Origin of the sequence: Bradyrhizobium sp. JYMT SZCCT0180 (genome assembly GCF_018130165.1) — a bacterium.
Classification (GTDB): domain Bacteria; phylum Pseudomonadota; class Alphaproteobacteria; order Rhizobiales; family Xanthobacteraceae; genus Bradyrhizobium.
In genome coordinates this window covers 12,935-35,665 of record NZ_JAFCLZ010000004.1, presented here as the reverse complement: position 1 = coordinate 35,665, position 22,731 = coordinate 12,935, and the positions used below count along the sequence as shown (strand labels likewise).

At 62.5% G+C, this 22,731-nt stretch carries 20 protein-coding genes; 10 read left to right on the top strand and 10 right to left on the bottom strand.

The genetic code is table 11. The features are described 5' to 3' along the window. Nucleotides 1–15: 15 nt before the first annotated feature. Nucleotides 16–1,317 (top strand): ATP-dependent protease ATPase subunit HslU, encoded by a 1,302-nt coding sequence (gene hslU, locus JQ641_RS07070; protein ID WP_192736134.1) that lies wholly within the window; start codon nucleotides 16–18, stop codon nucleotides 1,315–1,317. Nucleotides 1,318–1,459: 142 nt separating this feature from the next. Further along, nucleotides 1,460–2,584: a hypothetical protein gene (locus tag JQ641_RS07065; protein ID WP_211995301.1), complete on the top strand. Its 1,125-nt coding sequence runs from the start codon at nucleotides 1,460–1,462 to the stop codon at nucleotides 2,582–2,584. Here JQ641_RS07065 and JQ641_RS07060 read toward each other — a convergent pair. Genes JQ641_RS07060 through JQ641_RS07050 form a run of 3 tightly spaced genes read right to left on the bottom strand, consistent with a single transcriptional unit; the run spans nucleotide 2,581 to nucleotide 5,421 of the window. After that, a complete protein-coding gene (locus JQ641_RS07060) occupies nucleotides 2,581–3,177 on the bottom strand; it encodes a Smr/MutS family protein (protein ID WP_211995300.1) in 597 nt (198 codons plus the stop codon). The genes JQ641_RS07065 and JQ641_RS07060 overlap by 4 nt on opposite strands. Then, the gene (mltA, locus tag JQ641_RS07055; protein WP_502754934.1) at nucleotides 3,174–4,739 is read right to left on the bottom strand and encodes a murein transglycosylase A; all 1,566 of its coding nucleotides are present in this window, start codon (nucleotides 4,737–4,739) and stop codon (nucleotides 3,174–3,176) included. The genes JQ641_RS07060 and mltA overlap by 4 nt, the downstream gene beginning before the upstream one ends. Continuing rightward, the gene (locus JQ641_RS07050) at nucleotides 4,717–5,421 is read right to left on the bottom strand and encodes a Tim44/TimA family putative adaptor protein (protein WP_211995298.1); all 705 of its coding nucleotides are present in this window, start codon (nucleotides 5,419–5,421) and stop codon (nucleotides 4,717–4,719) included. Before JQ641_RS07050 ends, mltA begins: the two co-directional genes overlap by 23 nt. Nucleotides 5,422–5,859: 438 nt before the next feature. Between JQ641_RS07050 and secB the strand changes: the two genes are divergently transcribed. After that, the gene (gene secB, locus JQ641_RS07045) at nucleotides 5,860–6,348 is read left to right on the top strand and encodes a protein-export chaperone SecB (protein ID WP_192740657.1); all 489 of its coding nucleotides are present in this window, start codon (nucleotides 5,860–5,862) and stop codon (nucleotides 6,346–6,348) included. Nucleotides 6,349–6,382: 34 nt separating this feature from the next. Here the strand turns inward: secB and dnaQ are convergent, their stop codons facing one another. The 4 genes from dnaQ to JQ641_RS07025 all read right to left on the bottom strand — a co-directional run bounded on the left by dnaQ (nucleotide 6,383) and on the right by JQ641_RS07025 (nucleotide 9,318). Next, entirely contained in the window at nucleotides 6,383–7,081 is a 699-nt protein-coding gene (dnaQ, locus tag JQ641_RS07040; RefSeq protein ID WP_211995297.1) for a DNA polymerase III subunit epsilon, read from the bottom strand. 93 nt (nucleotides 7,082–7,174) lie between these two features. Next, a complete protein-coding gene (gene coaE / locus JQ641_RS07035; protein WP_211995296.1) occupies nucleotides 7,175–7,774 on the bottom strand; it encodes a dephospho-CoA kinase in 600 nt (199 codons plus the stop codon). Nucleotides 7,775–7,796: 22 nt separating this feature from the next. Continuing rightward, the gene (locus JQ641_RS07030; protein ID WP_211995295.1) at nucleotides 7,797–8,405 is read right to left on the bottom strand and encodes a Maf family protein; all 609 of its coding nucleotides are present in this window, start codon (nucleotides 8,403–8,405) and stop codon (nucleotides 7,797–7,799) included. 73 nt (nucleotides 8,406–8,478) lie between these two features. Beyond that, the gene (locus JQ641_RS07025) at nucleotides 8,479–9,318 is read right to left on the bottom strand and encodes a pyruvate, water dikinase regulatory protein (protein WP_192740653.1); all 840 of its coding nucleotides are present in this window, start codon (nucleotides 9,316–9,318) and stop codon (nucleotides 8,479–8,481) included. Between the two features lie 453 nt (nucleotides 9,319–9,771). Here JQ641_RS07025 and hemJ point away from each other — a divergent pair, with 453 nt between their 5' ends. The 7 genes from hemJ to JQ641_RS06990 all read left to right on the top strand — a co-directional run bounded on the left by hemJ (nucleotide 9,772) and on the right by JQ641_RS06990 (nucleotide 18,208). Further along, on the top strand, nucleotides 9,772–10,218 hold the full coding sequence (hemJ, locus tag JQ641_RS07020; RefSeq protein ID WP_211995294.1) for a protoporphyrinogen oxidase HemJ: 447 nt from the start codon (nucleotides 9,772–9,774) through the stop codon (nucleotides 10,216–10,218). A gap of 254 nt (nucleotides 10,219–10,472) precedes the next feature. Continuing rightward, nucleotides 10,473–11,738, top strand: a complete 1,266-nt coding sequence (gene rho / locus JQ641_RS07015) for a transcription termination factor Rho (RefSeq protein WP_074821153.1) — start codon at nucleotides 10,473–10,475, stop codon at nucleotides 11,736–11,738. 323 nt (nucleotides 11,739–12,061) lie between these two features. After that, complete coding sequence (gene mnmE, locus JQ641_RS07010; protein ID WP_211995293.1) at nucleotides 12,062–13,393, top strand: tRNA uridine-5-carboxymethylaminomethyl(34) synthesis GTPase MnmE; 1,332 nt, start codon at nucleotides 12,062–12,064, stop codon at nucleotides 13,391–13,393. A 167-nt stretch (nucleotides 13,394–13,560) separates the two neighbouring features. Next, the gene (gene mnmG / locus JQ641_RS07005) at nucleotides 13,561–15,444 is read left to right on the top strand and encodes a tRNA uridine-5-carboxymethylaminomethyl(34) synthesis enzyme MnmG (RefSeq protein ID WP_211995292.1); all 1,884 of its coding nucleotides are present in this window, start codon (nucleotides 13,561–13,563) and stop codon (nucleotides 15,442–15,444) included. A 221-nt stretch (nucleotides 15,445–15,665) separates the two neighbouring features. After that, nucleotides 15,666–16,331, top strand: a complete 666-nt coding sequence (gene rsmG / locus JQ641_RS07000) for a 16S rRNA (guanine(527)-N(7))-methyltransferase RsmG (protein ID WP_211995291.1) — start codon at nucleotides 15,666–15,668, stop codon at nucleotides 16,329–16,331. After that, the gene (locus tag JQ641_RS06995; RefSeq protein WP_211995547.1) at nucleotides 16,331–17,173 is read left to right on the top strand and encodes a ParA family protein; all 843 of its coding nucleotides are present in this window, start codon (nucleotides 16,331–16,333) and stop codon (nucleotides 17,171–17,173) included. Before rsmG ends, JQ641_RS06995 begins: the two co-directional genes overlap by 1 nt. A gap of 150 nt (nucleotides 17,174–17,323) precedes the next feature. Further along, nucleotides 17,324–18,208, top strand: coding sequence for a ParB/RepB/Spo0J family partition protein (locus JQ641_RS06990; protein ID WP_211995290.1), 885 nt, complete (start codon nucleotides 17,324–17,326; stop codon nucleotides 18,206–18,208). 185 nt (nucleotides 18,209–18,393) lie between these two features. Here the strand turns inward: JQ641_RS06990 and holA are convergent, their stop codons facing one another. The 3 genes from holA to leuS all read right to left on the bottom strand — a co-directional run bounded on the left by holA (nucleotide 18,394) and on the right by leuS (nucleotide 22,730). Further along, a complete protein-coding gene (gene holA / locus JQ641_RS06985) occupies nucleotides 18,394–19,422 on the bottom strand; it encodes a DNA polymerase III subunit delta (protein ID WP_211995289.1) in 1,029 nt (342 codons plus the stop codon). Nucleotides 19,423–19,567: 145 nt separating this feature from the next. Further along, nucleotides 19,568–20,119 carry an LPS assembly lipoprotein LptE gene (locus JQ641_RS06980; RefSeq protein ID WP_211995288.1) on the bottom strand — a complete coding sequence of 184 codons (552 nt, stop codon included), beginning with the start codon at nucleotides 20,117–20,119 and terminating at the stop codon, nucleotides 19,568–19,570. Next, complete coding sequence (gene leuS / locus JQ641_RS06975) at nucleotides 20,106–22,730, bottom strand: leucine--tRNA ligase (RefSeq protein WP_211995287.1); 2,625 nt, start codon at nucleotides 22,728–22,730, stop codon at nucleotides 20,106–20,108. Before leuS ends, JQ641_RS06980 begins: the two co-directional genes overlap by 14 nt. Between the last annotated feature and the right edge of the window lies 1 nt (nucleotide 22,731).

The following is a 22,731-nucleotide window of genomic DNA, read 5'->3' as shown; positions in this document are numbered from 1 at the left end:
CCCTAGCTAAAGCCGATGACCAACTTTTCTCCCCGTGAAATCGTCTCCGAACTCGACCGCTTCATCGTCGGCCAGGCCGATGCCAAGCGCGCCGTCTCAATTGCGCTGCGCAACCGCTGGCGGCGGCTGCAGCTCACCGGCAGTCTGCGCGAGGAGGTGCTGCCGAAGAACATCCTGATGATCGGGCCGACCGGCGTCGGCAAGACCGAGATCGCGCGACGGCTGGCGAAATTGGCCGGTGCCCCCTTCATCAAGGTCGAGGCCACAAAGTTTACCGAGGTCGGTTACGTCGGCCGCGACGTCGAGCAGATCATCCGCGATCTCGTCGAAGTCGCGATCTCCCAGACCCGCGAGCGCAAACGCAAAGACGTGCAGGCCCGCGCCCAGCTCGCGGCCGAGGAGCGCGTGCTCGACGCACTGGTCGGGCCGGCTTCGAGTCCCGCCACCCGCGATTCCTTCCGCAAGAAACTGCGCGCCGGCGAGCTGAACGACAAGGAAATCGAAATCGAGACCTCGTCATCGGGCGGCATGCCGATGTTCGAAATCCCCGGCATGCCCGGCGCCCAGCTGGGTGCGATTTCGATTGGCGATATCTTCGGCAAGATGGGCGGCCGGACCAAGACCCGCCGCCTGACGGTTGAGAATTCACACGAGACGCTGGTCAACGAGGAATCCGACAAGCTCCTGGACAGCGATCAGCTGGTGCTGGAAGCGATCAACGCGGTCGAAAACAACGGCATCGTGTTCCTCGACGAGATCGACAAGATCTGTGTGCGCGACGGCCGCACCGGCGGCGATGTCTCGCGCGAAGGCGTGCAGCGTGACCTGTTGCCGTTGATCGAAGGCACCACCGTCTCGACCAAGCATGGCGCCGTCAAAACCGACCATATCCTGTTCATCGCGTCCGGCGCGTTCCACATCGCGAAACCGTCGGACCTGTTGCCCGAGTTGCAGGGCCGGTTGCCGATCCGCGTCGAGCTGGAAGCGCTGACCCGCGACGACATGCGCCGCATCCTGACCGAGCCGGAGGCGTCGCTGATCAAGCAATATATCGCGCTGATGCAGACCGAAGGCGTCACGCTCGACATCACCGACGGCGCCATCGACGCGCTGGCGGACGTCGCGGTCGCCGTCAACTCCACCGTGGAAAATATCGGCGCGCGGCGCTTGCAGACGGTGATGGAGCGCGTGCTCGACGAGATTTCCTTTGCCGCCCCGGACCGCCACGGCGAGACCATCAAGGTCGATGCCGACTACGTGCAGAAGCATGTCGGCGATCTCGCCAAGAACGCGGATTTGAGCCGGTTTATTTTGTAGTAGCCGTCGTCCCTGCGCACGCAGGGACCCATAACCCCGGTCTTCTATTGTTGAAACAAGCCATCGGCCGTTGTGCTAGACAATCGCGGCCGCGGCGTATGGGTCCCGGCTCGCGCTTCACTTGGCCGGGACGACGATGACGATGAATTTGCGTTTCCGGGAAAACCCCTGGCGCTTGATGCTGGCCGTCAATGTCGCCGTGTTCGTCGGGGTATTCCTGCACAAGATCGCGCTGCCCCCTTACGTCCCCTATATCCATCTTCTCGTCGACTATCATTTCGGCTTTACCAAGCGCGCGCTGATCGGCGCCATCGTGGCGCTGTTCACCGCGAAAGTGCCGGTGTGGCTGGTGTTCGCGCTCGGCGGTGCCGTCTGGCTCATCACGGCGGCCCTGTTCGTGCGACTGTTCAAAAGGACATTCGGTTTCGACGACGCGCATCTGCCGCTGTTCGTGTTCATGGCCGGTTCGCCGTTCTTCCTGAAGAATTTCATGCACACGCTCGGGCATTTCGATATCTATGGATGCCTGTTCGCAATCGTCCTGTTGCTGATTCCGGCGCGCTCGCTGTTCTATGTGCTGCTCGCCACGCTGTTCTCGATGATCCTCGTGCTGATCCACCACATTCATCTCTTGATGTATGTGCCGACTATCGCGGCTATCGTGGTGCTGCGTTATTACCTGGCGCGGGGGGCGGATCGATTGGAAATCGTCACTGGCATCGCCGCGCTTGCGGCGACCGGTTTGCTGTTCGTCACCGCACAATTTCTCGGGACGATGGCAGTGCCCGAGGCTGACTTCGTCAGCTACCTACAGAGCCGCATGACCGACCCCATCCGCACCAATCTGCTGAGCTTTGCCTATATTTGGTACCAGCCGCTGGCGAAGGAGGTTGCCGACACCTGGGCGCGCCTGCCGCATAATCTGCTCGGCTTTCCGATCTTCGCGCTGTTGATCTGGTTGCACACGCCGCTGTGGCGATATTTTTCGAATTCAATCACGGCCCTCTCGGCCAACGTCCACCGCCGCATCGTCATCGCGGCGATCACAATCATCACGCTCGGCTATCTCGTGATGTTTGCGATGGTGTTCGATTATTCGCGCTGGATTTCGAACTGGGCGGTATGCCTGTTCCTGCTCCTGCATGCGGTCAAAGCCCTGCCCGCGTCGCGCGAGGTGGCGTTGATATCAACGAACGATCGAAAAACCACGATCTTCGGCTGGGTCGTCACGCTGATCCCGCGCGTCGGAATCGTACGGCCGTTCTAACGGATTCTGCGCACCCGCACGTACAGCGCGCCCTCGCCGCCGTGGCCGATATGAGCTTCCTCGAATCCGACCACCAGCGAGCGGAATTCCGGCAGGCTGAGCCATTGCGGCACCTGACGGCGCAACACGCCGCGCTCGGCCTCTGAGCCGCCCACTTTGCCCTTACCGGTGATGACGAGCACGAAGGTGAGGCCATCGCTGTGCGCCCGCTGCAGGAAGGTCAGCAGCACGCGGTGCGCGCGGATCTGCGTCATGCCGTGCAGATCGAGCCGGGCGTCGATATCTTTCCGGCCACGCGAAAGCTGTGAGCGTTCACGGCGTCCGATCGGCGCCAGCGGTGGCGGCTCCGGCCGTGACGGAGCAATGATTCGTGGCGAAGGCATCGCCTTCGGTGATGCAACAGGCCTGGCAGCGACACTGGCTTCCGCCTCCGGCGCGGCTGCCGGCGGCTTCACGGTGCGGTGCCGCTTGCGCAGCGGCTTGACCTGCTTGGCCACGCTTTCCCACAGCGCGCGATCTTCCTCGCTGAGGCCGCGCTTGCGCCGCGGCGGCATTGGTATTTCGGGGATCGAGCTCGACGTCCGGCGTTTCATTGACGGTGGTGGCGGAAGCGGCGGATGTGGCGGTGGCGGACCGGTTCGGAAGCCGGTTTGACACCGGGCCGGGCCGCCGGCAGCGGCACCGGTTTTACGACGGCAGCCTGCGCGGCGGATGTGGGTGCGGTCGCGGGCGGTGTTGCAGCGGGAGTAGCGGGAGCGGCGTTCTTCGGATCCTTCAGTGGATCAACCTGCGGAAACAGCTTTGCGATTTTTTCCGACGGCCGTTCGTCCGGCACTGGCAGCTTGCGGCCCAGCGCGGAGGGATCGAGGCTCTTCGGCAACAGCATGACAAAACGCATGGGGTGGCGGAAGCGGCCTGCTACCTTGCCGGCATCGGCTCCGGCGCCGAGATAGAGATCGGCGCGGGCGGGCCCGACGATCGCAGACCCGGTGTCCTGCGCGATCATCAGCCGCCGAAACGGCGTCCTGGACGTGTCGGTATCAATCGGCAACTCGCCCTCGATGAAGAACGGCGTGCCATAGACATGCAGCGCCTTGTCAACCGCGATCGAGCGGCCCGGCGTCAGCGGCACACCCTGGGCGCCAACCGCTTCGTCCTTGTCGGAGAGGTTAACCTCGCGGAAGAACACGTAGGAACGGTTCTGGCGTCGCAACTCGTTGGCGCCGTCGGGGTTCGCCGTCATCCACTCCCGGATCTTCTGCATCGACATCTGATCCCTGGGAATGATGTTGCGTTCGATCAGGATGCGGCCGACCGGCGTATAGGGATAACCATTGTGCGCATCGTAATTGATGCGAACCGTCGAGCCATCATCGAGGCTGACCCGCGCCGAACCCTGGATCTGCGAGAACAGCAGATCGGTCTGGTCCTTCAGAAAGCAGATTTCGAGGCCACGGCCCTCGATCGCACCGTCCTCGATCTCGGCGCGATCGTAATAGGGCACCAGCTTGCGGCGGCCAATCTTGCGAAACACCTTGCCGCCGTTGGGCAAGCCCACCGAGCTCTGGGTGACGCCGCGAACGAACAGGTTGGACGGCCGGCGATAGACCGGCACCTTGTAGACCTCGTTCTCCGTCCGCGAGCCATCGACGATGGGCTCGTAATAGCCGGTGACAAAGCCCTCGGGCTCGCCGAGCCGCGATATCCGCAGGGGCAGAAAATGCTCCTCGAAAAACGCTGTCGCCCTGGCGCCGTCGGTTAGCTCGAGGCTCCTGGCGACGCGGCATGGATCGCGCAGCGACGTACCGATCGCTTTCGGTTCGGATGGTGGTTTGGTTTGCGCTGCTATCGGCTTGCAGCTGTCGCGAAAGGTCTTGTAGGCGGCGAGGTGATCGTCTTCGTGCCAGCCGGTAACGTCGGACCAGGCGACCGGCGCATATTGGGTGTTCGTGATCTGGAACGGCAAATCCAGCAGCGGATAAGGAAGGTGTCGCTCGGATACCGGATGCGGCGGCGGATGTGAATGCGACCGCGCCCGACGCGCGGCAGATGCGTCCAGGGGAGCTAGTGACAACGCGATAGCGATCGCAGCCAGCGCCGGCCTTGCAAGCGACCTTACAAGGCTGTGCGCGCTAACTGGCGCTTCCGGTGCCAACCAACTTCCAGTTCGGATCGCGGGAACTCGTGTCGCGGGCAAATGTCCAGACATCGGTGATATCGGCGACCTTATCCGGCGTTCCATCGACAATGGCGCCGGTCTTGTCGCGGGTGACCGAGATCATCTGCGACACGAACCGCACCGTCAGCTGCGCAGCCTTGTCGCGGGCTTCCGCACCCACCAGTTCGGCCTTGTCGATCGAAACAAACCGCGTTTCGGTTTTCTGCTCGTGCTTCTCGCGATCCTTGATCACGGTATCGAAACTCTCATAGACCTCGCTCGACAACAGATCCTTGAGCGCGCGGCGGTCGCCATTGGCAAACGCCAGCACGATCATCTCGTAGGCGCTGCGGGCGCCGGAGAGGAAGTGACGGGGATCGAACGAGGAATCCTGCGCGACAAGCGCGTCGAGGCCTTGCGCCAGCGGCGTGCCCGCTTCCGCAATGCCCTTCCAGCGGTCGGTCGCCGGCACGACGTCCGCGGTCGGCGCCAAAGGCGTCTGATCGATCACGGCACCGGGCATCGGCACGACGTTGTTGTCCTGCGTACGCTGCACGACGTTCGGCGCGGCGCGATCATAGGGCGGCCGTTCGCTCCCCGTGCGCTGTCCGAGGACGCTGCGCAGGCGCAGGAAGATGAAGACGGCCAGCGCCAGGAAGATGATAGTGTAAATATCCACGTCGTATTCGCTTTCTGGTTCTAACGCCGGCAACGGGTCCGGCGGTCGAGGGTTCCCTCAAGAGCCCGGGAACGGCAGAGATTACATCTTCAATCGAGACTGCAGCATGTAGGCACGAAACTTTGCCCGGCCAATGGCGCGTTTTGGCGCGGGTGAATTGTAGCGCGTTTTGGCCGCGAGGGGAAATCCGATCATTTCCGGAAATCACGCATATTCAATTATTTAGGATGACCCCAAAGGGGCTCGCTGGGAGGCCGGCCGCGCGCTATTAGCCATATCTGTCACAAATGGCGGTTGGCCGGACCCGCCTTCAGTCCGTCGTCCTTGTGGAATAAGGCGGGGCTATGATAGCCACTCGCCCGGCAAGGCATTTCCGCCCGCCGAGCGAATTCAGACAGTAACCCGGGCTCCGCTCGCCAGCGTTTTTAGGAGAGTTTCATGACCAACGGTAACGGCGCGCCCGCAGAGCAGGCCCCCGCCCAGCTCAACGTATTGGCGCAGTATACCAAGGACCTGTCGTTCGAGAATCCGAACGCCCCGGGTTCGCTGGCGCCTCAGCAGCAGCAGCCGGCCATCAACATCCAGATCAATGTCGGCGCCAATAATCTCTCCGAAAGCGAGTTCGAAGTGACGCTTTCGATCGAGGGCAAGGCGGAAAATGCCGGCAAGCTCATGTTTTCGTTCGACCTCGCCTATGCGGGCGTGTTCCGCATCGTCAATGTGCCGAAGGAAAACCTGCACCCGCTGGTCATGATCGAATGCCCGCGGCTGTTGTTCCCGTTCGCACGCGAAATCATTGCCACCGCGGTACGTGACGGCGGGTTCCCCCCGCTGATGCTCGATCCCGTCGATTTCGTCGGCCTCTACCGCCAGAACATGGAGCGGCAGGCGGCAGAGCAGGCTGCTTCGGGCGCAAAGCCCAGCTAACCGGCACTCAGCGGCTAAACGCCGCTGCAGCGTTTCAAGCGGCTCCCAGAAACTCGTTCCAGATCGCTTTGTCGCCCAGCGTGGCGACAAAGGCCCGGTGCGCCTCGCGGTCGGCATCCGTGATTCGGGGTGCGAGCGGAGTCTCGCGCTGCCGGCGCGGCATGTCGCCGGTCCGCTCCGCCCGCGACTCGCGGGTCTCCGAGGCCAGGATCAGCTGCGACTGCCGTGCGCCGATCAGGTCGATATAGACCTCGGCCAGCAATTCGGAATCAAGCAGCGCGCCGTGCTTGGTGCGGCGGGAATTGTCGATCGAATAGCGCGAGCAAAGATCATCGAGCCTGTTCGAGACGCCCGGATGCTTGCGGCGCGCCAGCAGCAAGGTATCGACCAGCCGATCGCGTGCGATCGCCGGCCGTTTGATGCGGTCGAGTTCGGCATTGATGAAGCTGATGTCGAACGATGCGTTGTGGATCACCAGCGGCGCATCGCCGATGAATTCCAGGAACTCCTCGACCACTTCCGTGAACAGCGGCTTGGTGGATAGAAACTCAGCGGAAAGTCCGTGCACGGCAAACGCTTCGGCCGGCATGTCGCGCTCAGGATTGATGTAGACGTGAAACGTCTGTCCGGTCGGCATGCGGTTGTAGATCTCGATGCAGCCGATTTCGACCAGGCGGTCGCCGCGCAGCGGATCAAGGCCGGTGGTTTCAGTATCGAGAACGATTTCACGCATGGGTTTTCTCTAAAGCGTTTTCGAGCGAAGTGGGTACCGGTTCGCGTAAGGAAAACGCGTCAAACAAAAAGACCGGGCCGGAAAGTCAGCGAATCACGTCCGCCGCTGCGGCATCTTAACAACCTCGGCCAGAATGTCCCTGATACGGGCCCGGACGGGGTCGAGACCATGCGAAGTATCCACCACGAAATCGGCGCGCTTGCGCTTTTCCGCATCAGGTAGCTGCCGCGCCACAATGGCGTCGAACCTCGCTTCGTCCATCGTGCCGCGCGCCAGCACGCGTTCGCGCTGGATTTCGGGCGTCGTCGTCACCACCACGACCGCATCCACGCGCTTCTCGCCGCCGGTCTCATACAGCAGCGGGATATCCAACAGCACCACCGGCTTGCCCGCCGCTTCCGCATCCTCGAAGAATTTCTTTCGCGAGGCGCCGAGCATCGGATGGACGATCTGCTCGAGCTGCTTCATGGCGTCGGGATCGTGCACCACCTGGACGGAGAGCAGCGCGCGATCGACCTTGCCATCCACGGTGGTGCCCGGAAACGCCGCTTCGATCGCCGGCGCCGCCTCACCCTCATAGATTTTGTGCACCTCCGCATCGGCGTCGTACACGGGAACCCCTGCCTCCGCGAACAATTTTGCGGTGGTGGATTTTCCCATTCCGATCGAGCCGGTCAGTCCAAGGATCAGCATTCAGATTGCCGTTGTTTGAGGCTCAGACACCAAGCAGCCGTTCGCTGCGCAAAAATGCGAGCAGCGGCAGCAGCGGCAGGCCGAGGATAGTAAAGTGATCGCCTTCGATACGCCCGAACAGATGCACGCCGAGGCCTTCCAGCTGATAGGCGCCGACGCTGGTCGTTACCGCCTCTCCCGCCTGGTCCAGATAGGCCTCGATTTCGTCCTTGTTGAGAGATCGCATGGTCATGTGTGCAACGCTAATATCTCCGGACAGTATCTTGCCGTCGCGGGCAACGGCAAATGCCGAATGCAATTCGTGGCGCTTGCCGGCGAGCAAACCCAATTGCTCCGCTGCTGCGGCGCGCCCGGCGGGCTTGCTGAACAACCGGTCTCCGAGTGCGAGCGTCTGGTCGGCACCGACGACGTAGCGGCCGGGTTTTTGCCGCGAGACCCACAGCGCCTTTTCCCGCGCCAGCAATTTTGCGATCTCGCCGGGTGCGACAAGCCCGGAATTCTTTTGCACGGCGCGCTCGTCGATATCGGCCGGAACAGCTTCGAAGGAGATGCCGGCGTTGGCCAGCAGCATCTGCCGCGCGCGACTCTGCGAAGCCAGTACCAGCGGGTCTTTTCCAAGCCAGATGCTCATAGCCGACGATTGTTGTTTTGACGCGTTTTCTTGACGCGAACCGGGGTCCACTTCGCTGGAAAACGCTCTGGTTTCATTCCGGAAGCCGTTGCCGCTGCCGGTCGGTGAAAAGTTTCAGGATCGCGGCCGCGGTTTCCTCGATCGACCGCCGCGTCACGTCGAGCTGCGCCCAGCCGAACTTGGCACTGAGCCGCCGCGCATACGCCACTTCATCGGTGACGGATTGGCGATCGATATAATCGTCATTGCCGGAATCGGCGCCCATGCTCAGGAGCCGGTTTTGCCGAACCTGAATCAGGCGCTCCGGCGTCGCGTGGAGGCTGACCACCAGCGGCTTCTTCAGCGTCTCCAACTGATGCGGCGCCGGAATACCGGGCACCAGCGGGACATTCGCGGTGCGGATGCCGCGGTTGGCAAGATAGATCGAGGTTGGCGTCTTTGACGTACGGGATACGCCGACCAACACGATGTCAGCGTCTTCGAGGCCTTCCACATGCTGCCCGTCGTCATGGATCATCGTGTAATTCAGCGCGTCGATGCGCTTGAAATATTCGGCATTGAGCACGTGCTGGGCGCCGACGCGTCCCGTCGTGGCCGCACCGAGATAGGCTTCGAACAATTGCATCACCGGCCCGATGATCGACAGGCTCGGGATGTTGATGTCCTTGCACTTGGTCTCGAGCCGGCCAACCAGATCCTTTTCCAGCAGCGTGAAAAGCACGATGCCCGGCGCTTCCTCGATCTCATCGAGCACACGGTCGAGCTGCTTCTGGCTGCGCACCAAGGGATAGACATGTTCGACCGCGCTGACGTTGGCGTACTGCGCGGCCACCGCGCGCGCCACGGTGATCAGCGTCTCACCGGTCGAATCGGAGACCAGATGAAGGTGAAAATAATTGCCGGTCGTGGGCACCAAAACCCCTGTGTATCCTGTGAATCCTTGTGGACCTTAGCCCAGAGATTTGGCCCTGGATCGCCCTCTCGGGGATAACCCGGCTTTTTCTACACAGGGCTCCCAAAAGGATAAGTCAGATCCCTGATCCGAACGATAGTGAGAATATGTGGATTTGTCTCTGCATAAGCTGCCGATAAATCGGCGCAAGCATTTGATGCAAGGGGTGTTATTCGAACAATCCAATTCTCTTGCAGAAATGGTGATGGATGTGAACAAGCCGGGAGAACTGCGGGACGGTTTGTTGTGAGTCCAATTCACCGCTACTTAGACTCAAACCTAAGATTCTAAAAATATTAGTTTAGAGAAGCGGTGCATGAGGATATGTCTCCGTCCCACGCTGGCGGAAGCTTTTCAGGCAATGCTGAGAGCGTCTGAACGTTCCAAGCGGCGATGAGGACGAGGCGACGCGCGATGTACGAATGGATCACGATCACGGCGTACCCGTGGATCAAGGCACTGCATGTGATTGCGGTCATCTCCTGGATGGCCGGCATGCTCTATCTGCCGCGGCTGTTCGTCTATCATTGCGAGGCCGAGGTCGGATCGAAGCAATCCGAGACCTTCAAGGTGATGGAACGGAGGCTGCTGAAAGCGATCATCAACCCGGCGATGATGATCACCTGGCTGGCCGGGCTGTATCTGGCCTGGAGCGGACATTGGTACATGTCCGGCTGGTTTCACGCCAAATTCGCGCTGGTAATCGTGCTGTCCGGCGTCCACGGCTTTTTTTCGCGCTGGGTGAAGGATTTTGCCGCCGACAGGAATACGCGTGATCATAAATTCTATCGTATTATCAATGAGGTACCGACTGTTCTGATGATCGGGATCGTAATTCTGGTCGTGGTCAAGCCGTTCTAGGCGGCCTTTTAGGCGCGAGGAGTACTTCAGGCCTGCTTGCGGAGCGCCGGGCGATTTTCTATATTAGCCAGATCCCACCCCACGCAGGCGGATGTGGTTGTGTCCCGGTCTCCTCGTTGAGCCGGCCACCGCATCAGGTTTGAAGCCTCACCGGCACTTTCCTCGCTTAGACCTGCGGACCTTCCGTTTTTCGTGTCCGCTTTTCCTAAAAGCCTAGCACCCCTCCTCTAGTTATTCTCCACAGGACCACCCCAATGCGGGAAATGAAACTCCAAGACCTCAAAGCAAAAACGCCGGCCGAGCTCGTCTCGTTCGCGGAAGAGAACGGGGTCGAAAATGCCAGCACCATGCGCAAGCAGGAGCTGATGTTCGCTATCCTCAAACAGCTTGCGATCCAGGAGACCGACATTATCGGCGAGGGTGTCGTTGAGGTTCTCTCCGACGGCTTCGGCTTCCTGCGCTCGCCGGACGCCAATTACCTGCCCGGCCCGGACGATATCTACGTCTCGCCCTCGCAGATCCGCCGCTTCGGCCTTCGCACCGGCGACACCATCGAAGGCCACATCCGCAGCCCGAAAGAAGGCGAACGCTACTTCGCGCTGCTCAAGGTCAACACGCTCAATTTCGAAGACCCGGAAAAGTCCAAGCACAAGGTCAATTTCGACAATCTGACGCCGCTGTTTCCGGACCAGCGCTTCCGCCTCGAACTCGAGGATCCGACGCGAAAAGACCTTTCTGCAAGGGTTATCGACATCGTTGCCCCGATCGGCAAAGGCCAGCGCGCCCTGATCGTGGCGCCGCCGCGCACCGGTAAAACCGTGCTGATGCAGAACATCGCGCACTCGATCACCGCAAATCATCCTGAATGCTACCTGATCGTGCTTCTGATCGACGAACGTCCGGAAGAAGTCACGGACATGCAGCGTTCGGTGAAGGGCGAGGTCGTCTCGTCGACCTTCGACGAGCCCGCCGTGCGTCACGTCCAGGTCGCCGAGATGGTGATCGAAAAAGCAAAACGGCTGGTCGAACACGGCCGCGACGTCGTGATCCTGCTCGACTCGATCACGCGTCTGGGCCGCGCCTACAACACCGTGGTGCCGTCATCCGGCAAGGTGCTGACCGGCGGTGTCGACGCCAATGCGCTGCAGCGGCCGAAGCGCTTCTTCGGTGCCGCCCGTAACATCGAGGAGGGCGGTTCGCTCACCATCATCGCGACCGCGCTGGTCGATACCGGCAGCCGAATGGACGAAGTTATCTTCGAAGAGTTCAAGGGCACCGGTAACTCCGAACTGATCCTGGATCGCAAGGTTTCCGATAAGCGGACCTTCCCGGCGATCGACATCTCGCGCTCCGGCACCCGCAAGGAAGAGCTCATCACCGATCCGCAGCTGCTCAAGAAAATGTACGTGCTGCGCCGGATCCTCAATCCGATGGGCACCATGGACGCGATCGACTTCCTGCTCGACAAGCTCCGCAACACCAAGAACAACTCGGAATTCTTCGATTCGATGAACACCTGATCCGTCAGGCGAGGTTAGGGAAGGGCGCCTTGTGCAGATGGGGCGCCCTTTTCGTTGCCCTGTATGTTGCAGCAATCGCTGCAGCAAAGGTGCAGCACGGCTCCACGCGCGCGTTGATCCGTGAGGTTCAGATAAGTATTTGATATTATTGGGTTTAGTGATTGTGAGCTGCGAAACCCAACTAGGTCACGGGTTTTAGCGGCAAATTTGCTGCGCCATTGCTGCAGCAAACGGAGCTGGTACGGCGGATTTCGCTGTCTGCTTGGCGGAGCTCCCAAACTCAAATTGCGTTGCCTTTTCAAGCACTCCTGCACAAATAGGCGATGCATCCGCGGGATCAGACCATTTTTGCGCTGTCGTCGGGCCGTGCGCCGAGCGCGATCGCCATTGTGCGGGTGTCGGGGCCGGGAGCGGGTCCGGCGTTAACGGCGCTGGGGGGCACAATCCCGCCGGCGCGGACGGCGACCCGGATGCTGCTCCGCGACGTCAGCGGTCAGCCATTGGACGATTCGGTGGTGCTCTGGTTCCCGGGACCGGCGAGCGCCACCGGCGAGGACGTCGCCGAGTTCCACGTCCATGGCGGACGGGCCGTGCTGGCCTCGATCTTTGGGGCGCTGGCTGCCCATGAAAACATGCGCGCTGCGGAGCCTGGGGAATTCACCCGCCGGGCGTTCGAGAACGGCAAGCTCGATCTGACCGAGGCCGAGGGTCTCGACGATCTCATTCACGCCGACACCGACCGGCAACGGCGCCAGGCGCTACGTCAGCTCAAGGGATTGCTCGGCGACAGGGCGCGCGACTGGCGCGGGCGCATCATCGAGGCGTCAGCGCTGATCGAAGCCGGCATCGATTTTTCGGATGAGGGCGATGTGCCTGCGGAATTGATCGCGCCGGCGCTGGTGAAGATCAAGGCGCTACTGGGCGAGATCGAAGAAGTCCTTGCGGCACAGGGCCAAAGTGAACGGCTGCGCGATGGTCTCGTGGTGGCGATCGCGGGTCCCCCGAATGTCGGCAAGTCGACCTTGATGAATCAGCTGGTGCGGCGCGAGGTGGCAATCGTATCGCCGCACGCCGGCACCACGCGCGACGTCATCGAGGTGCAGCTCGATCTCGACGGTTATCCGGTGACCGTCATCGACACCGCCGGCATTCGCGAGACCGACGATCCGGTGGAGCAGGAGGGTGTGCGTCGCGCGCGGGCTCGTGCCGCGGAGGCCGATCTGGTGCTGTGGCTTGCCGACCGGGCGGACGCGAGAATCGATCACGCCGGCACCGCGCCGGTCTGGCGCGTGCGCAACAAGATCGACCTGGATCCGGCCAGTCGGCCATTGGCCGAGGTTTCGGACCGGGGCGAGTTTGCGATTTCGGCCAGGGGCGGGGATGGGCTTCCCGAGCTGATCGCGGCCCTGGTCCAGTTCGCGCAGGATTATTTTGGGGCCAGCGAGGGCGGATTGATCAGCCGGACCCGACAGCGTCAGTTGCTGGAACAGGCGGCGCTTTCATTGCAGCGCAGCATTGCTGTGGTCGGGGAGGGCGAGGAACTGGCGGCCGAGGAGCTACGCGTCGCCGCGCATTCCCTTGGGCGGCTGCTGGGGCGCGTCGATGTCGAGGACATCCTCGACGTGATCTTCCGGGAATTCTGTGTAGGAAAGTAATATTTCTTATTGCTAGTATTTCATTCATTTCATGGTCAACCTGTTTCACGTGAAACACTTTCTAAGGCGCCGCTGGAGCCGGCTGTTTCACGTGAAACAGATCCATTCCTTCAATTTCCCGCAACTTCCCGCTTCCGCGATTTCTGACTCCGCGATAGAAGTCCGTCATGATTTCGCGCCCAGATTCCTTCGACGTCATTGTCATCGGCGGCGGCCATGCCGGCTGCGAGGCCGCGAGCGCCGCTGCCCGGATGGGCGCAAGGACCGCGCTGGTGACCCACAGTTTCGCGACGGTCGGCGCGATGTCCTGCAACCCCGCCATCGGTGGCCTGGGCAAGGGTCATCTGGTCCGTGAAGTCGACGCCCTCGATGGTCTGATGGGCCGGGTCGCTGATGCCGGCGGGATCCAGTTTCGGATGCTGAACCGCCGCAAGGGTCCGGCGGTCCGGGGGCCGCGGGCCCAGGCTGACCGCAAACTCTATGCGGCCGCGATGCAGGCGGCGATCATCGAGACCGCCAATCTGAGCGTGGTCGAAGGCGAGGCGGACGAGCTGATCGTTTCCAACGGGCGTGTCACCGGCATTCGTCTCGGCGATGGTCGCCAACTTGGCTGCGGTGCCGTCGTCATCACCACCGGGACCTTCCTCCGTGGTCTGATCCATCTCGGCGAAAAGAACTGGCCGGCGGGCCGGGTCGGCGAGGCGCCGGCGATGGGACTTTCGGCTTCCTTCGAGCGGGCCGGCTTCAAGCTCGGCCGTCTCAAGACCGGTACGCCGCCGCGGCTGGATGGTACGACCATCGACTGGTCCGCGGTCGAGATGCAGCCCGGCGACGATCCGCCGGAGCCGTTCTCGGTGATGACCGACCGGATTACGACCCCACAGATCGAATGCGGGATCACCCGCACCACGCCGGCGACCCATGAGGTGATCCGGGCCAATGTACATCGCTCGCCGATGTACTCCGGCCAGATCAAGAGCAGCGGTCCGCGCTATTGCCCCTCCATCGAGGACAAGATCGTCCGCTTTGGCGACCGCGACGGCCATCAGATCTTCCTGGAGCCGGAAGGCCTGGACGACACCACCGTCTATCCCAACGGCATCTCGACCTCGCTTCCGGAAGAGGTCCAGCTTGCGATCCTCTCGACCATTCCCGGTCTTGAGCGGGTCAGGATGGTCCGTCCGGGCTATGCGATCGAATACGACCATGTCGATCCCCGGGAGTTGGAGCCAACTCTGCAGGCCAAGCGGCTGCCGGGACTGTTCCTGGCCGGGCAGATCAACGGCACCACCGGCTATGAAGAGGCCGCGGCACAGGGAATTGTTGCGGGACTCAATGCGGCACTGTCCGCCAGCGGCGGCGATGCGGTGGTGTTCGACCGTGCCGACGGCTACCTCGGCGTGATGATCGATGATCTCGTGACCCGCGGGATATCCGAGCCCTATCGCATGTTTACTTCGCGGGCGGAGTATCGCCTGACGCTGCGGGCGGACAATGCGGACCAGCGGCTGACCGACAAGGGGATCGCCTTGGGTTGCGTAGGGCAGGCGCGTTCGCAGCGCCACGGCGCCAAGATGACCGCGCTCGAAGCCGCGAAGTCGCTAGCCAAGTCGCTGACGATCACTCCCAACGAAGCCGGCAAGCACGGCCTGGCGCTGAACCGGGATGGCCATCGCCGCTCGGCGTTTGAGCTTCTCGCCTATCCTGAGATCGAATGGTCCGCACTGCAGGGTATCTGGCCCGATCTATCAGCCATTGACCCAGCGATCGCCGTCCACCTTGAGATCGATGCCAAGTACGACGTCTATCTGAAGCGCCAGACCGCCGACGTCGACGCCTTCCGGCGCGACGAGGGCCTGGTTCTGACCGACATCGATTATTCCGATGTGCCCGGTCTCTCGAATGAAGCGCGCTCAAAGCTTGAGGCGGCGCGGCCGCGGACCGTGGGGCAGGCGGGTCGGCTGGATGGATTGACCCCGGCCGCACTCGGCATCCTGGCGGCCTATCTGCGGCGCGAAGCCCGGCGGAAGACTTCGAAGGCGCCGGCGTAAAACGTTTCACGTGAAACGGGGGGCCGCATGGTTCGAGACGCGCGGTTCCGCGCTCCTCACCATGAGGGTCTCACACCTCATCCTGAGGAGGCCGCGAAGCGGCCGTCTCGAAGGATGGGCCCCGTCCCTTCGCGAGGTGGATTGCTTCGCCTCGCTTGCAATGACAGCTTTAGCCCGACGGGATCCAAGCGAATCGCCATGCGCCCAATCGACAGAAATCAATGACGACCACCGACAAAGCCGCCGCCCTCGCCCTCACCCCCGTTTCACGTGAAACAGAGGAGCGGCTGGATCGCTATGTCGACCTGCTACGGGAATGGCAGGCGAAAACAAACCTGGTGGCGCCGTCGACGCTTCCACATCTCTGGACCCGCCATATCGCCGACTCGCTGCAGCTCTTGAGCCTGGCCCCGAGCGCGACCAGGTGGGTCGATCTCGGTAGTGGCGGTGGCTTTCCCGGCGTGGTCCTGGCCTGCGCTTTGGCGGAAACACCGGGCGCCAACATTCAACTGGTCGAACGCAACGCCAAGAAAGCAGCGTTCCTGCGCGAAGCAATTCGTGTGACTTCGGCGGCCGGGACCGTGCATCTCGCTGACATCGGGGATATCGTGGATAGAATCGCCGGGCCTGTCGATTGCGTCACTGCGCGGGCGCTGGCTCCGTTACATCAGCTCATCGGTTTCGCGGAACCGCTGGTAGGAAAGGGCGCAAAAGCGTTATTTCTAAAGGGCCAAGATGTAGAGGCTGAATTGACCGAAGCCACTAAATATTGGAATATTAAGCCGCAACTTCATTCCAGCCGCACGGGCGGACACGGCTGGATCGTCGAACTCGATCGTATCGAGCGACGCAATCAGGCCGCATTGGGCACTGGGGTACGAACGTGATTGATGAGGTATATCAAGAGGATAGGGCGACCGCACCGGCTGGCCATCCGCGTATTTTGTCGCTCGCCAACCAGAAAGGCGGCGTCGGCAAAACTACCACCGCGATCAATCTTGGCACCGCACTCGCTGCGATTGGCGAGCGGGTGCTGATCGTCGACCTCGATCCCCAGGGCAACGCCTCCACCGGCCTGGGCATCGATCGCCGCAACCGCAACTGCTCGACCTATGACGTCTTGATCGGCGAAGCCCCGCTGCGCGAAGCAGTCGTGGTGACCGCCGTGCCGCGTCTGCATATCGCGGCTTCAACGATGGATCTGTCGGGCCTTGAACTCGAACTGGGTACGACGCCCGGCCGCGCCTTCCGCCTGCGCGACGCCATCGCGGCGCTGAACAACGATGCAGCGCCCGGATCCGATTACACCTATGTGCTGATCGATTGCCCGCCGTCGCTCAACCTCCTCACCGTCAACGCGATGGCGGCGTCCGACGCGATCCTGGTGCCGCTGCAATGTGAGTTCTTCGCGCTCGAAGGTCTGTCGCAATTGCTGCAGACCGTAGAGCAGGTGCGCTCGACGTTGAATCCGAACCTGTCGATCCACGGCATCGTGCTGACCATGTTCGACTCGCGCAACAATTTGTCGAACCAGGTCGTCGCCGACGTCCGGCAGTTCATGGGCGCCAAGGTCTACAACACCATGATCCCGCGCAACGTGCGCATCTCCGAGGCGCCGTCCTACGGCAAGCCGGTCCTGGTTTACGATCTCAAATGCGTCGGCAGCGATGCGTATCTCAAACTGGCAACCGAAGTGATCCAGCGCGAGCGTGAGCTGCGAACGCATTGACCGAATTGTAGGGTGGGCAAAGGCGTCTTCGCCGTGCCCACCATTCCACGTCGTAGCATCTCGGTGGGCACGCTTCGCTTTGCCCACCCTACGATCTGAAAGTGAAATTCTAATTCCGGAGTATGCTGCGTGAATCCAAGGGAGCTGGCGATGGCCGACGAAGCGCGTTCGCGACTGGGCCGCGGTCTTGCAAGTCTGATCGGCGATGTCGGCGGCGAGGCCGCGCACGTCGAGCGTCCGCGCAATCAGCGCAAGGTGCCGATTGAATTTCTAAAGGCAAATCCGCGCAACCCGCGCCGGACATTTGCCGATGCCGAACTCGGTGAGCTCGCGGCTTCCGTCAAGCAGCATGGCGTGATCCAGCCGATCGTGGTGCGTCCGGTGAAGGGCGCCAATGATCGCTACGAGATCATTGCCGGCGAACGCCGCTGGCGCGCCTCGCAGCTGGCCGGGCTGCATGAAGTTCCGATCGTGCCGATCGAGGTCAGCGACAGCGACGCGCTCGAGATCATGATCATCGAGAACGTGCAGCGCGAAGACCTCAATGCGATGGAAGAGGCGCAGGGCTATCACGCGCTCGCGGAAGAATTCAAACGCAGCCAGGAAGAGATCGCCAAGGAAGTCGGCAAGAGCCGCAGCCATGTCGCCAACATGATGCGGCTGACGAAGCTGCCGGCAGAGGTGCAGGCTCTCATCTCCACGGGTGAACTGTCCGCCGGCCACGCCCGCGCGCTGATCGGCGTGCCGGATCCGCTTGCCTCCGCAAAGCGTATCGTCGCCGAAGGCCTCAACGTCCGCCAGGCCGAGGCGCTGGCGCATGAAGAGGGCGTGCCGGAACGCAAGCCGCAGAAAGCCCGCAGCAGCGGCGGCAAGACCAAGGACCCCGATACGATCGCGTTGGAGAAACGCGTCAGCGACGCGCTGGGTTTGAGTGTGACCGTCAGCCACCGCGATCCCGGCGGCAGCGTCCAGATCAGCTACCGCAACCTCGAACAACTCGACGAAGTAATGCGGCGGCTCGCGAAGGGCGGTTGACGTTTCCCAACCTCGCCCCGCTTGCGGGGAGAGGTCGGCGCGTAGCGCCGGGTGAGGGGGTACAGGACTCTCAACGATATCAGTGTTCGCGGATAGAAGTGCCCCTCACCCCAACCCTCTAAGAGCGAGCATAGCTCGTCTCGACCCCGCAAGCGCGGGGCGAGGGAGCGAGAGACCACCCGCACTCATCCCCGCCGCTTCGCATTCGCCGCGATCGACAGCAGCGCGCGCTGCGCGATGGCGGCTGCCAGCGTGGCCTGTTTGCGCATGTCGAATGCGGCGGTCGCGAGCTGGTCGATAATCGCGACCAGCCGCGCGGCGCTGAAATTCCGCAGCGCAACTTCAACCGCGCCCTTGCGCGAAAAATGCAGTCGCGGATACCCGCTCTCCAGCAACGTCGAGACCGGCGTGCCTTCGGCCACGGCTAGCGCCGATTTGTGCAGCCATGCGGCCTGGCGTTGGGCTGCCGAAATGATCACGCCGGGATAGGTGCCGGCGATCATGGCTTTGGCGAATTCGCTTTCGACCAGATCAGGCTTTCCCGCAAACGCGCCGTCGACGATCGGATCGAGCTTCAGCTCGGAGGCGTCAGCGACCACCGCCATCACGTCGTCGATCGACACCTCGCCCTGGCCGTGGGCGTAGAGCGCGAGCTTGCGCAATTCGTTGCGCGAGGCTTGCCGGTCGCCGCCGAGCAGTGCGGTCAACACGGCGCGGGCGTCGGGCGCGATGCGCAGGTTGGAGGGCCGCAATTCGTCATCGATCAGCTTGGCGAGGTCGCGTTCGGTGTCGGGATAGCAGGCGATCGCGACCGCGGTCTTGGCGCGCTCGCAGGCCTTGCGCAGCGGCGATTCCGGCCGGAGTTCGCCGGCCTCAATCACGATGCGGCAATCCCTGAGCGGCATCTCCGCCAGCGTGTCGATACCGCCGGCAAAACTGCGTGAGCCGGCACGCACGCGGATGGCGCGGCGGCCGCCGAACAGCGGCACCGTCATCGCTTCATCGACCAGCCGCGACGGTTCGGCCGACAATTCGTCGCCGTCCAGCCGCACCATTGAGAATGGATCGTTGGGATCGTCGACGGCGGACGCCAGCAATGCGTCGGCGCGTTCACGCACCAGGCCGGCGTCCGGACCGTACAGCAGAATGATGGGACGGCCGGAATCAGGCCGAGCGAGAAAAGCGTCGATTTCTTTTCCGCGAAGCGCGACCATTGAATTTCGACCAATCCGAGCTGCGTCATCCTGAGGTGCGAGCCACTTCGGCGAGCCTCGAAGGATGATTGTGAGCGATGATGTGGCCATCCTTCGAGGCGCGCAAGTGCGCGCACCTCAGGATGACGTCGAGTGTGTGGAGAGATCAGGTGCCGGCGACGAAGAACGACGCCAGCCGGGTCTGGATGTTCTCGGCGATCTCGTTGGCGGAGCGATCCTCGGCGTCGCGGAAGGCGCGGGCACGGGCGAAACGCTGCATCTGGCCCGGGATGTCATAGGACACGCGGGAGAAGGTCGTGCCGGTCATGACAGACTTGTTCGTCGCCAGATCGATCAAATTGTACTGCGCGTCGATGCCGTAATTCTCGCTCGACGGCAGCGCGGTGGTCGGATCGAGGATCAGCGACGAGCGGCTGGTGGAGAACCGCAGCACCAGCCGATGGGTCGGCGGCATGCCGGTCGCATTGCCATAAAGCTTGAACGCCAGCTGGTTGCGGATTTCGACCTGGACGCGGGCCTCGCGGGAGGCGTTGTTCTTGTCGACGGGCGGGATTTCCACGCCCATCAGCTTTTCGCGCAGGCCGGGCAAGCCGTCGGTGCGTTCGGCATACATCGGCTGAAAGCAGCCGGCCGTCAGCGCCGCCAGAGCGACAACCGCCAGCAGCCGAGCGGCGATCCGGGTCCTAGCCAACGACATTCACGATCCTCATGGGAACAACAATCACCTTGCGGACGGCCTTGCCGCCCAAGGCCAGTTTTACCGCATCAAGGGCCAGAACGGCAGCCTCAATTTCCAGATTTTGGGCGCCCCGTGGCACGGTTACATCACCCCGTTTTTTGCCATTGACCTGAACCACCAGCGTCACCGTGTCTTCAACCAGCAAATCGCGTTCGATTTGGGGCCAATTGGCCTCCGAAATCAGCCCGGATTGGCCCAATACCGTCCAGCACTCCTCGGCCAGATGGGGCATCATGGGCGCGAACAGTTGAACAAGGATGACCGCGGCCTCCCGGACTGACCAGGCCAGATCCGGCGCCGGCTGCCCCTCGCGCCCCAGCAGCTCGGCCAGCGCATTGGTGAATTCGCGGATATGGGCGAGGCAGACGTTGAAATGCAGCCGCTCGATGCCGTTCGAGACCTTGTCCAGCGCGCCATGGGCCGCCTTGCGCAGGCCCAGCGCGTCGTCACCGAACGAGGCCGGCCGGGCGGCTGGGGCCTCCTTGGCGATCTCGGCCGATTCGTTGACCAGCCGCCACAGCCGCTGCACGAAGCGCGAGGCGCCCTGCACGCGCTCGTCGCTCCAGATCACGTCGCGATCGGGCGGTGAGTCCGACAGCATGAACCAGCGCGCGACGTCGGCGCCGTAGGTGGCGATGATGTCGTCGGGGTCGACAGTGTTCTTCTTCGACTTCGACATCTTCTCGATCGCGCCGATGGCGACCTCTTCACCCGTCGTCAGCAGCAGGGCGCGCTTGCCGTTGCCGCCGGTCTCGACCTTCACTTCGGCGGGCGTGACGTAAGAGCCGTCGGCCTTCTGGTAAGTCTCGTGCACCACCATGCCCTGCGTGAACATGCCGGCGAACGGCTCGTCCATGGCGATGTGGCCGGTCGCTTTCATCGCGCGGGTGAAGAAGCGGCTGTACAGCAGATGCAAGATCGCGTGCTCGACACCGCCGATATACTGGTCGATCGGCAACATCCGATTCACCACATCAGGCGTGGTCGGCGCGTTCTCGTTCCAGGGATCGGTGAAGCGCGCAAAGTACCAGGACGAGTCGACAAACGTGTCCATGGTGTCGGTTTCGCGCTGGGCCTTGCCACCGCATTTCGGGCAGGTGACGTGCTTCCAGGTCGGATGATGGTCGAGCGCGTTGCCGGGCTTGTCGAAGGTCACGTCCTCCGGCAGCACCACCGGCAGGTCGATGTCCGGAACCGGCACCACGTCGCATTTCGGGCAGTGGATGACAGGGATCGGGCAGCCCCAATAGCGCTGACGAGAAATGCCCCAGTCGCGCAGGCGGAAGTTCACCTGCCGCTCAGCCACCGGCATGTTGCCGCGCAGTTCACTTTCCAGCCGCTTTGCGATCTCTTCCTTGGCCTGCTCGATGGTCATGCCGTCGAGGAAGCGCGAATTGATCATGCGGCCGTCACCGTCATAGGCGGTGTCCGTGATCACGAACGTCTTCGGGTCCTGGCCTTCCGGACACACGACGGGCGTGACGCCGAGCGCGTATTTATTGACGAAATCGAGGTCGCGCTGGTCATGCCCGGGGCAGCCGAAGATGGCGCCGGTGCCGTATTCCATCAGCACGAAGTTGGCGACATAGACCGGCAGCTTCCAGTTCGGGTCGAACGGATGCACCGCGCGGATCCCGGTGTCGAAACCCTGCTTCTCGGCGGTGTCGATGATTTCCTGGGCGGTGCCGATGCGTTTGACCTCGGCGATGAACTCCGCGAGTTTTGGATTTTTCGCCGCAGCTGCGATCGCCAGCGGATGGTCGGCCGCGATCGCCATGAACTTGGCGCCGAACAGCGTGTCGGGCCGCGTCGTGAAAATCTTCAGCTCGCTCTCGCCGGCCGGCGTCGTTGCCGGATCCAACGCGAAGCGCACCAGCAGGCCCTCGGAGCGGCCGATCCAGTTGCGCTGCATCAGCCGCACCTTGTCGGGCCAGCGGTCCAGCCCATCCAGGGCGTCCAGCAGTTCCTGCGAGTATTTCGTGATCTTGAAGACCCACTGGCTCATCTCGCGCTGTTCGACCACGGCGCCGGAACGCCAGCCGCGGCCGTCGATCACCTGCTCGTTGGCGAGCACGGTCATGTCGACCGGGTCCCAGTTCAGCTTGCGCTTCTCGCGCTCGGCGAGCCCGGCGCGCAGCATGTCGAGAAACATCTTCTGCTGATGCTTGTAATAGCTGGGGTCGCAGGTCGCGAATTCCCGGCTCCAGTCGAGCGACAGTCCGATCGACTGCAGCTGCTTCTTCATCGCGGCGATGTTGTCGTAGGTCCAGGCCTTGGGCGCGACCTTGCGCTCGATCGCGGCGTTCTCGGCCGGCAGCCCGAACGCGTCCCAGCCCATCGGGTGCAGCACGTTGAACCCCTTGGCGCGCATGAACCGCGCCAGCACGTCGCCCAGCGTGTAGTTGCGGACATGCCCGATATGGATGCGCCCGGACGGGTAGGGGAACATCTCGAGGACGTAGTATTTCGGCCGGGAATCGTCGTTTTTGGAGGCGAAGATCGCCTTCTGGTCCCACTGGCGTTGCCAGCGCGGCTCGGAGTCACGGGCGTTATAGCGTTCGGAGGTCATG